An 11,702-nucleotide genomic window follows, 5' to 3' on the forward strand; every position below is an offset into this window, starting at 1 on the left:
ATATTGATGAGTATAACGACAAGCTAAAATGGTCAGTAAAGAAACTAATAATAATTGCATATGTATAAACCAAATAACTGTATGAGCTTATGTAGTCATAGCTAAAAATAGAATCAATTTCCGGCTTTAGTGGGAATGATTGCGGGATGTCTTTTGTAAACTGGTTGATGTTATCTATAAATGGAAATATAGATCTGTAATAATCACCTGTGTTAACCATGTAAAGCGAACTGGATGTTATAGCTATCACGATTCCTATCGCAATAGACGCAATAATCTGTTTGGTAGAGATGTTCATTTACTTGCCTTTTTTGACGATGTAACGAGGTCTTTGTTTTGACTCAGTGTAAATTCTTCCAATGTATTCTCCTAGAACGCCAATGCCGATAAGTTGGATGCCTCCTAAGAAAAGAATAGATACCAGTAAGGACGTATACCCCTTGACTGGGTTACCAAAAGCGATAGTATCAAATATCATCCATGCCCCGTATAAGAAAGAAAATCCAGCTACTAGCAAGCCAATATATGTCCACATCCGAAGTGGAAATGTTGAAAAACTAGTTATACCTTCTAAAGCCAAGTTCCAAAGCTTCCATCCGTTAAATTTAGAAGTCCCAGCAACTCGTTCAGCTCTCCGGTATTGTACAACGTCAGTTTTCCCCCCAACCCAGCTAAGAACACCCTTCATAAATAAGTTGCGTTCGGGGAGTAGTTTTATATTTTCTACAACTTCACGGGACATAAGTCTAAAATCGCCAACATTTTCTTCAATTTTTGGTGTGCTGATTTTATTATGCAGTTTATAGAACATTTCAGCTGTTTTGCGCTTGATATGACCATCGCTTGATCTGTCAAATCTTTTTGCTAGGACCATGTCTGCTCCTGCAAGCCATTTTTCTATTAGTTCTGGTATGACGGTGATTGGGTCTTGTAGGTCAACATCAATAGGAATAACTGCATCACCTGAGGCATGCTCAAGTCCTGCAAACAGAGCTGGCTCTTTGCCGAAGTTTCTCGTGAAGTTAATGGCCTTTACGTTTTTATCAGACAGGGCCAACGCATTTATAATTGACTCCGTTGAGTCTTTACTTCCGTCATTTATGAAAACAATTTCAACCACATGTTGTGAAAACTCTACATATTCGCGCACTTCTTTATAAAAAATCGGTATGGTGTCTTCTTCATTGAAGACGGGAACAACCAGCGAAATATTCATTATTCTTCCTTAAATACAACGTATGTAGAATACAAAAAACCTACAAAAAGACTTATTGCTGAGAAGCCTAACAAGGTGATGATCGGATTCAGGGAAGCTTTATCAGCAAGATATCCACACGCCAGGGCTAGTAGCCCCATGAAGCCGACATACATGAAGTATTTTGAGGTTGTATGCTCAGACTGAAAAGTCCATTTAGCATTTACAAAAAAGCTGAAAGTTACTGCAACGCAAAAACCTGCGAAGTTACTCAGCATTTGGTTATGGCTTGAGGAGTAGAAAACTACTGCGAATGTTACCCAGTGTAAGGCCGTGTTCATGCCTCCTACGACTGCATACTTTAAAAATACTTTTAACATTAGATTGGTCTTAAAAAAATTGATTGGTCGATCCTAGCACCTGTAACGGTTAAGGCAAGGATGCGTAAAGAATTGTAATACTTTTTTTTCTGGTTAGAAATAACCACACTTTGTCAAGCACTTAAAATGATGAGAAGTCTGGACTTGTGCTGTTTTTATATACAGTTTTTTGCTGGGTCAGTTATGGTTGCTAAGGATTTAGGTTCTGATGTGATGTACCGCGGTCAGACCAGGAAGAGAATAGAGCCGGGCATATACGTGTTCTTTTAACGCAACAAAGAGTATGGCTGAGGTTTTGATTGGGCCAGGCGTATGATATTTAGTTAGCTATGTGATTGAAGCGCCGGCGTCGCTGAGTCAGGGGATCGATTATCTGATGATGCTGCGGATGATAGTGTCACAGATTGTAGGGTTCCATGAAGACGTTGAATATTTCTTTCTGCGGAGTTCATGAAAATTCTATGTGGCATGGTTGAGGCAAAAAATCAACGCGAACTTACATTCTCCATCCTGCAACGAATTTTGGTTTGGGTTACTTATCAGCATGTTATCTGCTCTTAAGAGTTATTCTTTATTTTCAGAATATTAAGCCTCATATGATGAAGGTGTCGGTGCAAGTGAGGAACCGGTTGTTTTAAATAAATGCTTTGATTTTTATTCTTTCAGGCATGGATGGAACAATGTCTAATCATCTGTCATGGGGACTGTATTTATCTCTAATCAGTTTTTTGAATAATGATTTATGATTGTCTTGATTTTACTCATGATAGCGATGGCCAACTTTTTGTTGGCCATTAAGCTAATTCACTGTGTCAGCAGTCATCAAACGCTTTGCATACGCTTATCAGATGACCTTTACCTGTATCAATAAAAGCATCTAAAGGAATACCAGGTAAACCTTTGATGAATTCGCTTTTACCATCCTTAACCACTCCGATAATTTGCTGTCTAAATTGTACCGACGTAAATACATCGCTCGTTAATACGCCATTAAGACTTATATAACCATTGTCATTGCTACAGATAATGGAATCACTTGAAGCAATAATCGAAATTTTATTTTTTCTAATCATATTTTGTACCGCATTATCATCAACTACAGCACCAGTGCAAGTCTGATAATTTTGTTCGACTTTAAAAGATAAGCCCTGCGGAGAGAGAAAATTGATTCCGCTTGGAAGACTATTGTTAGTGCCGGAAGCGGAGAAACCGCTTTCTATAAAGTAAGGCGCTGAAGATATCCCTTCAATATCCCGTTTGAAAAATATTGACTGATAATTCGACTGTTTACTCGAGACTATGCCCTGTGGGGTGATTCTTAGTTTTATGATTTTTTCTGGCGAAACAACGTATCCACATATGGCATTATCATCTATTCCTATGTTTTTGCAGGCGTTTGCATAGAAAAATGAGTTGTCTTCTGAGGTTATTTTAAATATATTTTTTGCGAAGGCTTCAAACCACAATGAATTGAGTTTGCCCTCAGTTATCGGCGAGTAAATGGGTAGTGAAAACTTTTGCGACCCTATCTGAAGCTTGTCCCCAGATTGGAGTGTCTTGTCTTTGAGGGATGTTACCCCCCATAAGTTTGAAGCAAAGGCTAAGTAGTCCGCATTCTTCCCTGATTTATAATCAGCTACATATTTGTTTTCTTCATCTTTATTAAGACTCCTGCCAAAGCCAAGAGATTTGGTGTCAGATCCAGAAATATCGAGTACCGTAGGCCATACATCCATCAAAGTACCGGCCGTATTGTTTTTTAAGGATTTAAGCCCCTTTTTAATGATGATGAAATTGTTTCTTCTCAGGTCTTTATTTTTATCGAGCAGTGCGCTCGCATCATTTTCCATCATAAGATGATCTGATACGAGAACAATAATCGTGTTGTCAAAAGATGGGCTGTTTATTATTTTTTTTATGAAATCAGAAAGCAAATAGTCAGAGCATTGAACTGCAGATAACATCGCGTAGTCTGTCTTAATCCCAACTTTATCTTTGCAGTCGGAAAGGAACAAGCCATCAGGTGAGTGTGTATTTACAGTCAGAAATGATAAAAGGAAGGGTTGCTGGGATTTGGACAGACGATTAAATTCCATCCATGCATGATTAAGGAGAACATCATCATGAACCCCCCAACTACTTATTTGTTCAGATGACGCCAGACCATTACTGACAAAGTAATTAAGATCGTCCTGTCTGTTCCAGCCATGTTGCGAAAAGAACTTATCACCGCCTGCAAATTCCTTATCACTACCTCTAAGAAATTCTGTGTTATATCCCTGGTTCGTTAACCATGTCGCCACACAGTTAGCTTTATTCAGAAACTCTGATAAATTCCCCCCAGCATTTCCTTGTGCCATGACTAAGGGTATACCACACTGAGTATTGACCATGCCGGCCATTGTCCAGCCAAAACCCCTGTTGGCTGGTTGGATTATATTGGTGAAGTCTGCATAATTGTCAGCCAGAGCACTGAGGTTTGGCAGGTAATTTTCACCTTCTAAATCACGAAATGTACGTTCTAAACTTTCAGCATAGATGAAAACATAGTTATATTTTTTATCCAGATTTTTATCTGGGGTAATATATTCGTTTTTAACTGCTTCTGGGTTGCCCTTGCTTAAGAAAGATTCCTTCGTTGCGTTGTAGATATTTATTGAAAATGACGAGGAAAAAATAGAAGCAAGTGCCAACAAATATAAAAAGGACGACATTGGCAGATTTAGCGATTTTATTTTTTTAAGCTTGGTAAGGATGCAGTAGATTGTAAGGACTAAAATTATAACTATAAAAAAAGAGGCAACTTTAATTTTGGGGATGAGATCATCTACTGAAACACCTTCTGAACTGTTTTGTAAATGGTAAAAGACAGCGTCATTAACACCGTTGCCTGTGAACATATTTGATATATACCAAAAGGCGAAGGCCAGTAGTGCGACTATCGTCACAGTTGTTTTGGTAACTATGAGTTTTGGTGATGAAATTGTGAATAAAATCAGTAGAGCTAATAGTGAGTAAGTCATTCTAGCGGTTCAACATTTGTTAAGGAATTATGACAGTATGCCACAACTTTGTTTATCAAATAAATGTTAAGCATTATTTGTGCAGATTTTAAGCATGTGAATTTTTCAGATACATAGGGAATCTGTATTAGAAACTTACAAATTTAGAAGGGAAGAAAGGGGGGACTGAATGGAAAAAACTGAAAAGCATAAATGAGTGCTGACAAACCACATTGCACCGACAGCAAAGGGCGTTCAATGCAAGAACTATCAATAATCGTTATCGATGTCTTTCACTGCCGCTCTCAGTACGTACCAAACTATGAAAACGACAAAAGCTATGATGAGGACTAGGTATATCAAAGCTCATTTCCTTTCTAGAATGTTGACATTTTTCTATGAGTTCTCGGTTGCTGTTCATAGACTATTGTTCGAATGTTACAGACGAACGTAAAAATATTTGGTTAAGAATAATTACACACCTGTATTATCGACAATATCAGAGCAAAACTTGAGTTGCCGTGAAGAATTGTTGCAAATTATTTAGTTGCGTTATTATTTCAATGTAATGGATTGGTAGACCATTCAAGAAAAAATGTTACCTGTGTCACAAAATTGTCCTTTGCTTGTGCAGGTTTATTTGCCAAAATCGCAAAAAAATGGTCCCACCTGCAAAAAGCACCTGTCTAACATGATAATCCGTCCACCGCGTCACTGGTTCCTGCGTTTGTTCGTCTGGCACGGCTCCGTGCTGCCCAGCATTATGTTCCGCCTGAGTTTAAATCTGCTGATGTCACTGGCCGCCATTCTCTGCCTGCCCTGGTATGAGACGCTGGGCGTGAAGCTGACGCTTGCCCCTTTCAGCCTGCTCGGCGTGTCGATTGCGATCTTTTTGGGGTTCAGAAATAGTGTAGCGTACTCGCGTTATATCGAAGCGCGTCAGCTGTGGGGCGGGTTACTGATTGCCTGTCGCACGCTGCAAAGTCAGATGATGGCAGTGTGTCCCGGTGAAGCGCCGCGGGTTACCGCACTGCTGCTGGCTTTCTGCTACAGCCTTAAACATCAGCTGCGGCACAGCGATCCCCGCCCCGATCTGGAGCGTCTGCTCGGGGAGGATGCCGAGGATATTCTTTCACGGCGCGCACCGACCAATATGGTGCAATTGCGGTTGTCGCAGTGGCTGGCGGAGCGTCGGCGCAGCGGGGAGATGTCGGACGTGGTGTATGCGCATATGGATACCACGCTGTTACAGCTTTCTCAGGTCGTCGGCGGCTGCGAGCGTATTGTCAGTATGCCGATCCCTTTTGCTTACGGGCTGCTGTTGCACCGCACGGTGTATCTGTTCTGCAGTTTGCTGCCGTTCGCGCTGGTGGTGGACTTACATTACATGACGCTGCTGGTGTCCGGCTTCATCTCCTACACGTTCCTTTCTCTTGATACGCTGGCCGAAGAGCTGGAGATGCCGTTTGGTTACGCCAATAACCATCTGCCGATGGACGCGATGTGCACCAACATTGAAATCAATTTACTTGAGATGAATAACCAGACGCAGCTGCCGGACACGCCGATGCCGGATGCGCATTACCGTCTGACTTAATTTGTCTGTGTCACGGTTCTGCCAATATTCATAAGACTGTCATAAATACGCAACAAAAATGAAATAGCGTAGACGGGCAACTTCACAATGTCCGTCAGCTATCTCGAGGTATTTATGTCAGTCATTCAGGCCAAATCCCTGCACGAAGCCGAAGACCTGCTGAATTCCGGTATGGTAAAAAAAGTCGAACTGGCTTTTAGTATTAACAGTGATGAGTTTTTTAAACTCGCGCTGGAATGCGGCGACCGCGGTGCGAAAATCACCAAGGGTAAGAATTTTTTTATTATCACACTCAAGAAATGGGTCATTCCCTCCAATGACCTGCCTGCCACCAAAAGCAACGTACTGATGTGATACAGTCTCCATAACACTGCCATGCTGACAGTGTTATGGAGCACTTTGCTACGCCACCGTTTTCATCATAAACACGCTGAGCGGATCCGGTGCCTGCCGGTAGTCGCCAAATGCCTCCGTGCGTGCATACCCGAGTTTTTCATACAGCGTGATGGCTTTTTCCTGAAACACGCCGGTTTCTAAATACAGATCTTTATGCCCCAGCGTTTTGAGCTTTTTCTCCATGGCCTCGATCAGCAACGAGGCAACACCTTGCCCGCGAAACAGCGGATTCACGTACACCCGTTTCATTTCCGCAATGCTATTTTTGGAGATGTACAGACAGGCGCAACCCGCCCAGTCATCATCGACGCGCGCCATAAAACAGGTGATTTCCCCTTCACTGAGCTCCGTGATGTTGACCCCGTAAAAGGATTCTGGCGGGTAGAGCGGGTACTGGTAAGCATCCAGTTCGGCGATAAGACGGGCTAAATGCGGGTGGGCGACATCGGTTTCGAAAATCTGGGCACTCACGGCGTGGGCTCTCATTGCAACATTATGGATTTATATTCTTAACTGAAATCGCACCGAAAACAAGGGACTGGCAGGAGAGCGGTCGGAGTGTCGGACAGGTGAATGTAAGAAAACAGTCATATAAGAGGAACTCTTCGCCACGTCTGTCAGAGTTATCTGAATTGATCAAATCATGAGCATTTTATCTGTCTTACCCGTCTCTTTTACCTCATATTCTTCCACTGTAATAAACGGATATAATGCAATAACTCACGGTGAGTAATTCACGTTAAAATGGCGCTGTGAGATAAATGAAACACGTTATAAGTGTTTGAATAAAGGATAAAATCATGACCGTCTATCCTGTTGGCGTTTTTGTCACGCTTACTTTTACACCAGGTTTGTTTGAAGTTGTCGCAATTTTGACTGAGGTATCACCCGTGCAATATCAGGTGATGAATGTGGAGACAGGTAATGTTATCAAAGTGAATGAGAACTATATTCGCGGGATAATAAAACCTTAACTGCATGGCCGGGCAGGGCGCACGTTGCTGCCCGCCCGGCCTCTCACCCACGTTCTGCTTTACCGCCGTCAGTCCGGCATCAGCGCGTTAAAATCCTCCTCGTACAATTCCCGGCATTCCTGAATAAACTCCGGATAACCCAGTTCTGAGGTCTGTACATCGCGACCCAGACGTTTTTCCAGGTCCTCGTGAAACCATTCAAACTCTCCGTGCAGAATGCCGGTAAAACCGGTCAGGATGATGCATTGCTGGGGTGTCAATTTGGTCACGTTACGTTCCTTACGCTGAGTGTCTGAAAAGCGTTTTCTGAAAAGTTGTTAAAAGAGAGAAGTGCCTCACGCCGGGTTTCTGCAAAACGTCGCAACATGGCCTATCCTCTAATTAATCCTACTGAAAAACAAGGAGTCACCGATGGATCAGGACTTATTCGAACAGGCACCTTTGCCGCTGTTAACCCGTTTTGAGGTGGGTGATCGTGTGAAATTACTCACGTTCCCGGTGGGCGTGCATCCTGCCAGCTATCAGCTGGATGTGGCGATCACCCGTATTCTGGACGGCGAATTTGAAGGGGAGATTGTGCGTATTGCCCCGCTTGGCCGGCAAGGGCACGAGGAGGGGCATTTTAAGCTGGGCGGGCAGGTGGCGTTCTTTGCAGGTAATATTCAGGGGACTGCCTCCTGAACCGGAAAAACAAAACCCCGCTTTCAGGGCGGGGTCTTAAGGGACTGCTTACTCTTTACTTCTCACTCGTTACATCTGATATAACCGCAGTTACATCATTGGCTTAACGTGTTTGGTGTGTGCCTGGTTTGTCAGTTCATCGGCAGGAATTTTCGAGCAACTGCCACAATAACCGACCAGATACCATTTTCCGTCAACGCCTTTCTCCGGATTCACTTTGTAACGTTCGTTACGCTTTCCGTAAAACTCACGATCCCTGTGCTGTGATGCATCTTCCCAGAAACACAACGAGAACTGATGGCACGCATCAACATGCCGTTGTCCGTCGCGGCTTCCGCCAACCAGTAAATAATGATATTCCGACATACTGCCTCCTGAACCCCAAATATGATGGGGTAATTGTCCTGACTACAAGGGATCTACCTGGATTTTCGTACCCAAAAAGCAAAACAAGAGAGACAACAAGAGGCATAACGTACCGCCCGGACATCCTATTTTTTTATACGTAAACTATAGAGTAGATCACAGCATTGGGCCGAGAAAAACGCCGAAATGTGATGAGAATCACTTTTTTATTTTTAGATGATTTTTGTGATGTGTTTTAAACCGTTCAGGCTGCTGAAATTGCCGGTTTTTTTCTTGTAGGTTTCGATATCGCCGGTAAATTCTACGCGCCGAATTAGCGGGGTTAATCGTCTCAGCTACCGGCATTGCCGCGGGATCCGTCATGCTACTGTGGCGCTGTTGAATCTTTCACTCCAGCAGGAACAGCAATGGCAGAGAATCAGGTTGTCGATTTGGTCATGTCGGTCAATAAACACGTTGAAGAAACGGCTATGCAACATCTGATGCTGCGCAATTTTATTATTGTGATGTGCCGGAGCATGACCGAAGAGCAGAAAAATCAGGTGAGATGGCAGATGCGCCAGATCCATCAGGTGAGCGATGCAGAATACCGTCAGGGTGATGTGGAGATTTTGGAAAAGACCCGGCGTGATGTGGAAGTGATGCTCGAACTGATCAATTAGGTTTCTTCTTATGTCTGCAATATCCATGCTGGGCTATCATTAACATCATGACCAAAGGGAGATAAAAAATGGGATTCTGGAGAGTATTGATCACCATTCTGGTGCCGCCATTAGGCGTATTGATAGGTAACGGTTTCGGCGGGGCATTTCTGCTGAACATTTTACTGACTTTGCTGGGCTACTTCCCGGGTCTGATCCACGGTTTTTGGGTTCAGACGCGCAAATAACAGCACACAGATTCAAAAAGTATGTTTCTGAAAACCCGGTGAATGCCGGGTTTTCTTTTTGGAAGGTCAGAACAGAGAGAAGAGAAGTACCACCGGAAGGCTCATCGGCCAGGTAAATCCAATAATGCCTGACGTTAACAATCTGATCTTAATCGTATCGCGGCTCACCAGCAGGGTGAACAGCACGGCGATACCCAGCCCGCCCCAGTAAATCGTTTTAATCACTTCCCACCAAACATGCACAACCAACCCCTGACCATTCACAAAAAACCGGCGGGTATGGTAATCCGTTAACATCTGGTAATCAATTATTGTGTGATGTTACGCATGGATTTGCGTTGTGAGCATTTGACATCAATTGTTATTGAACATGACTTGTGCTGGATCAGTGTACTGACAAGGCGCGCAAATGCCCGCGGATGGCGGTAGGCGCGAAACCGAAACGTTTGCGAAAGCGTTCTGCAAAGCGTGAGCCGCTTTCATACCCGACCTGATGCGCGATGTGTGAAATCGCCAGATCCGTGCACTGCAAGAGGCGCAGGGCATGCGTCATACGCACGTCTATCATCACATTGCGCAATACGCTGTTTTCCGCCGCCAGACGGCGTCGCAGCATCACCTCATTCATCATCAGCTGTTCCGCCACCTCTGCCGCTGTGAAGGTTTTATGCAGATTATTCACCAGCAGTTCACGCACCCGCTGGGTCACGCTTTCGCTGTGATGCAGGGAATAGCGCACACCGAGTTGTGACAGCCATAATAATTGCTCCAGCATCCGGTGGCGGGTGATCGGCGCAGGCAGGCCGTGATGCCACAAAATGGCGTTATGGGTATCGGTGAAACTTTGTTTGAAGGCGCTGGGGACGTGGGGGATCACCTGCATATGATCGACGGTAATCAGTGGCGGTTTAAATGCCTGAGTGTGCAGGCCGGCATCGGCCAGCAGCGTCGGATCCCATGCCATGATGGCGCAGCTGAACGGGCCGTTATCGGATAACTGATGTTTCAGACCCAGCGTTTGCCCGCTGTTGAGCACCAGCATTTCACCTGTTTGCAGCGAAATTTCCTGATCCTGGTAAGTTATCGTCATACTTCCATTTTGAATCAGGAGTAATTGCGGTTTGTCGATATACACATCTTGAATAAAAAGTTCACTGTGCTGAATAAGCAACGAGGTCGATCCTATTCCTGGGGTGACTTTTATTTTACGTACCATGTTGATGATGCCCGAATATGACGACGACGGCGACCTGCTGTCTGTAATAAACAAACGTTGCGCGACTTTGTTACTAATACAAACCGGTCACCGGTTGAGGCGAAAGTCAGGGAAGGAGACAGAGAGCATTAGCCCTGGCAGCCGTGTGCTCTCTGCCTCTGAAACCTTAGTATGTACAAGAAATATTAGATAAAATAGAACAATATAAAATAAAACAAAAGTAATAATTATTGGCGATCGCCAAACGCGATCGAACGGAGATCTATCTTTCCGTAAGTCATATTCACTTGTTGTTGTCTTGTCGACTGTCCAATCAGCTCGGTCAGTTGATTCATCCGCGCTTGTAATAACGTTTTAATGGTATTTTCATTGTCCAGAATCTGACGCAAATATCGGCGTACTTCATACTGGATAACCATTGATGTGCTTTCTGATACCGGCAACGTGGTGGTCGCTTCCACGGCCTTCAGATAACTGACTTCGAGCTCGACCAGCTCATCCCATTTCTCTTCTTTCGCCAGCCGCAACATCTGCTCGCTTAAAGTCAGGATCAGTTGATATTCATTAACCAGATACTGATGTTGATCCATTATAGTGGTCCTGCGACGGGTGATAGTTTGGGCCGATTTGCCGCCAGGCATCGGCTATATTTTCAAGTAAGCCCAGCACTTCCATGATGGCTTCTTGGTCGTTGTGTAAATTAGCGTGTAATAAACGACGAACCATATAGGAATAGAGCGCTTCCAGATTATCCACTAAATCAGGATCGCCTTTCTCACGGCTCATTCCGGCTTTCAGTCCGCTGTCGATAATATTAATGGCCTTGGAGAGTGCTTTGCCTTTATCGGCAATATTTCCCTGCTGCATAAAAATGCCGGCACGGATAAGGGCGCTGCGCGCCCCGTCAAATAACATCACCACTAACTGATGTGGGCTGGCACTCATTACGCCACTTTCTAAACCTACCTGTGCGTAGGCCTGGGTTCCTTTAGCGTTATACATAATC

At 44.0% G+C, this 11,702-nt stretch carries 16 protein-coding genes and 1 pseudogene; 6 read left to right on the plus strand and 11 right to left on the minus strand.

Going from position 1 to position 11,702, the window contains the following annotated elements; genetic code table 11:
• From J1779_RS07405 to J1779_RS07420, 4 genes and pseudogenes are all read right to left on the minus strand, one after another.
• Positions 1-298, minus strand: a pseudogene (locus J1779_RS07405) (hypothetical protein); the annotation flags it as partial.
• A complete protein-coding gene (locus J1779_RS07410; protein ID WP_217203344.1) occupies positions 299-1,216 on the minus strand; it encodes a glycosyltransferase family 2 protein in 918 nt (305 codons plus the stop codon).
• The gene (locus tag J1779_RS07415; protein WP_217203347.1) at positions 1,216-1,575 is read right to left on the minus strand and encodes a GtrA family protein; all 360 of its coding nucleotides are present in this window, start codon (positions 1,573-1,575) and stop codon (positions 1,216-1,218) included. The genes J1779_RS07410 and J1779_RS07415 overlap by 1 nt, the downstream gene beginning before the upstream one ends.
• A gap of 812 nt (positions 1,576-2,387) precedes the next feature.
• Entirely contained in the window at positions 2,388-4,598 is a 2,211-nt protein-coding gene (locus J1779_RS07420; RefSeq protein WP_217203349.1) for a phosphoglycerol transferase I, read from the minus strand.
• A 670-nt stretch (positions 4,599-5,268) separates the two neighbouring features.
• On the opposite strand from J1779_RS07420, the gene J1779_RS07425 reads away from it, so the two are divergent.
• Both J1779_RS07425 and J1779_RS07430 read left to right on the plus strand, forming a co-directional pair.
• A complete protein-coding gene (locus tag J1779_RS07425) occupies positions 5,269-6,174 on the plus strand; it encodes a bestrophin family protein (RefSeq protein ID WP_056771877.1) in 906 nt (301 codons plus the stop codon).
• Between the two features lie 114 nt (positions 6,175-6,288).
• Positions 6,289-6,528, plus strand: a complete 240-nt coding sequence (locus J1779_RS07430) for a hypothetical protein (RefSeq protein ID WP_056771880.1) — start codon at positions 6,289-6,291, stop codon at positions 6,526-6,528.
• Positions 6,529-6,576: 48 nt separating this feature from the next.
• Here the strand turns inward: J1779_RS07430 and J1779_RS07435 are convergent, their stop codons facing one another.
• Positions 6,577-7,041: a GNAT family N-acetyltransferase gene (locus J1779_RS07435; protein ID WP_122095616.1), complete on the minus strand. Its 465-nt coding sequence runs from the start codon at positions 7,039-7,041 to the stop codon at positions 6,577-6,579.
• Positions 7,042-7,370: 329 nt separating this feature from the next.
• Here J1779_RS07435 and J1779_RS07440 point away from each other — a divergent pair, with 329 nt between their 5' ends.
• A complete protein-coding gene (locus J1779_RS07440) occupies positions 7,371-7,544 on the plus strand; it encodes a hypothetical protein (RefSeq protein ID WP_162997812.1) in 174 nt (57 codons plus the stop codon).
• A 68-nt stretch (positions 7,545-7,612) separates the two neighbouring features.
• Here J1779_RS07440 and J1779_RS07445 read toward each other — a convergent pair whose 3' ends face one another.
• On the minus strand, positions 7,613-7,813 hold the full coding sequence (locus tag J1779_RS07445) for a DUF7736 domain-containing protein (RefSeq protein WP_056769906.1): 201 nt from the start codon (positions 7,811-7,813) through the stop codon (positions 7,613-7,615).
• A 142-nt stretch (positions 7,814-7,955) separates the two neighbouring features.
• Between J1779_RS07445 and J1779_RS07450 the strand changes: the two genes are divergently transcribed.
• Positions 7,956-8,225: a hypothetical protein gene (locus J1779_RS07450; protein ID WP_056769909.1), complete on the plus strand. Its 270-nt coding sequence runs from the start codon at positions 7,956-7,958 to the stop codon at positions 8,223-8,225.
• 90 nt (positions 8,226-8,315) lie between these two features.
• On the opposite strand, the gene J1779_RS07455 is transcribed toward J1779_RS07450, so the two are convergent.
• Complete coding sequence (locus tag J1779_RS07455) at positions 8,316-8,591, minus strand: hypothetical protein (RefSeq protein ID WP_056769912.1); 276 nt, start codon at positions 8,589-8,591, stop codon at positions 8,316-8,318.
• Between the two features lie 407 nt (positions 8,592-8,998).
• Between J1779_RS07455 and J1779_RS07460 the strand changes: the two genes are divergently transcribed.
• The gene (locus tag J1779_RS07460; RefSeq protein WP_056769914.1) at positions 8,999-9,253 is read left to right on the plus strand and encodes a hypothetical protein; all 255 of its coding nucleotides are present in this window, start codon (positions 8,999-9,001) and stop codon (positions 9,251-9,253) included.
• Between the two features lie 68 nt (positions 9,254-9,321).
• Positions 9,322-9,480 carry a YqaE/Pmp3 family membrane protein gene (locus J1779_RS07465; RefSeq protein WP_072158030.1) on the plus strand — a complete coding sequence of 53 codons (159 nt, stop codon included), beginning with the start codon at positions 9,322-9,324 and terminating at the stop codon, positions 9,478-9,480.
• A gap of 66 nt (positions 9,481-9,546) precedes the next feature.
• On the opposite strand, the gene J1779_RS07470 is transcribed toward J1779_RS07465, so the two are convergent.
• The 4 genes from J1779_RS07470 to fliS form a co-directional block, all read right to left on the minus strand.
• On the minus strand, positions 9,547-9,723 hold the full coding sequence (locus J1779_RS07470; protein WP_013575783.1) for a GhoT/OrtT family toxin: 177 nt from the start codon (positions 9,721-9,723) through the stop codon (positions 9,547-9,549).
• 142 nt (positions 9,724-9,865) lie between these two features.
• Positions 9,866-10,570 (minus strand): helix-turn-helix transcriptional regulator, encoded by a 705-nt coding sequence (locus J1779_RS07475; protein ID WP_238485097.1) that lies wholly within the window; start codon positions 10,568-10,570, stop codon positions 9,866-9,868.
• A gap of 353 nt (positions 10,571-10,923) precedes the next feature.
• Positions 10,924-11,286 carry a flagella biosynthesis regulatory protein FliT gene (fliT, locus tag J1779_RS07480; RefSeq protein ID WP_122095064.1) on the minus strand — a complete coding sequence of 121 codons (363 nt, stop codon included), beginning with the start codon at positions 11,284-11,286 and terminating at the stop codon, positions 10,924-10,926.
• Positions 11,261-11,698, minus strand: coding sequence for a flagellar export chaperone FliS (gene fliS / locus J1779_RS07485; protein ID WP_217203351.1), 438 nt, complete (start codon positions 11,696-11,698; stop codon positions 11,261-11,263). Before fliS ends, fliT begins: the two co-directional genes overlap by 26 nt.
• Positions 11,699-11,702: the final 4 nt, after the last annotated feature.

Origin of the sequence: Rahnella rivi, assembly GCF_019049655.1 — a bacterium.
In the GTDB taxonomy this organism is placed as follows: Bacteria; Pseudomonadota; Gammaproteobacteria; order Enterobacterales; family Enterobacteriaceae; genus Rahnella; species Rahnella rivi.

Bases quoted from the DNA above. Each gene is read 5' to 3' on its own strand.
- fliS (WP_217203351.1), bottom strand. From the start codon at position 11,698: ATGTATAACGCTAAAGGAACCCAGGCCTACGCACAGGTAGGTTTAGAA.
- J1779_RS07415 (WP_217203347.1), bottom strand. From the start codon at position 1,575: ATGTTAAAAGTATTTTTAAAGTATGCAGTCGTAGGAGGCATGAACACG.
- J1779_RS07475 (WP_238485097.1), bottom strand. From the start codon at position 10,570: ATGACGATAACTTACCAGGATCAGGAAATTTCGCTGCAAACAGGTGAA.
- J1779_RS07450 (WP_056769909.1), top strand. From the start codon at position 7,956: ATGGATCAGGACTTATTCGAACAGGCACCTTTGCCGCTGTTAACCCGT.
- J1779_RS07455 (WP_056769912.1), bottom strand. From the start codon at position 8,591: ATGTCGGAATATCATTATTTACTGGTTGGCGGAAGCCGCGACGGACAA.
- J1779_RS07440 (WP_162997812.1), top strand. From the start codon at position 7,371: ATGACCGTCTATCCTGTTGGCGTTTTTGTCACGCTTACTTTTACACCA.
- J1779_RS07460 (WP_056769914.1), top strand. From the start codon at position 8,999: ATGGCAGAGAATCAGGTTGTCGATTTGGTCATGTCGGTCAATAAACAC.
- J1779_RS07420 (WP_217203349.1), bottom strand. From the start codon at position 4,598: ATGACTTACTCACTATTAGCTCTACTGATTTTATTCACAATTTCATCA.
- J1779_RS07410 (WP_217203344.1), bottom strand. From the start codon at position 1,216: ATGAATATTTCGCTGGTTGTTCCCGTCTTCAATGAAGAAGACACCATA.
- J1779_RS07465 (WP_072158030.1), top strand. From the start codon at position 9,322: ATGGGATTCTGGAGAGTATTGATCACCATTCTGGTGCCGCCATTAGGC.
- J1779_RS07430 (WP_056771880.1), top strand. From the start codon at position 6,289: ATGTCAGTCATTCAGGCCAAATCCCTGCACGAAGCCGAAGACCTGCTG.
- fliT (WP_122095064.1), bottom strand. From the start codon at position 11,286: ATGGATCAACATCAGTATCTGGTTAATGAATATCAACTGATCCTGACT.
- J1779_RS07425 (WP_056771877.1), top strand. From the start codon at position 5,269: ATGATAATCCGTCCACCGCGTCACTGGTTCCTGCGTTTGTTCGTCTGG.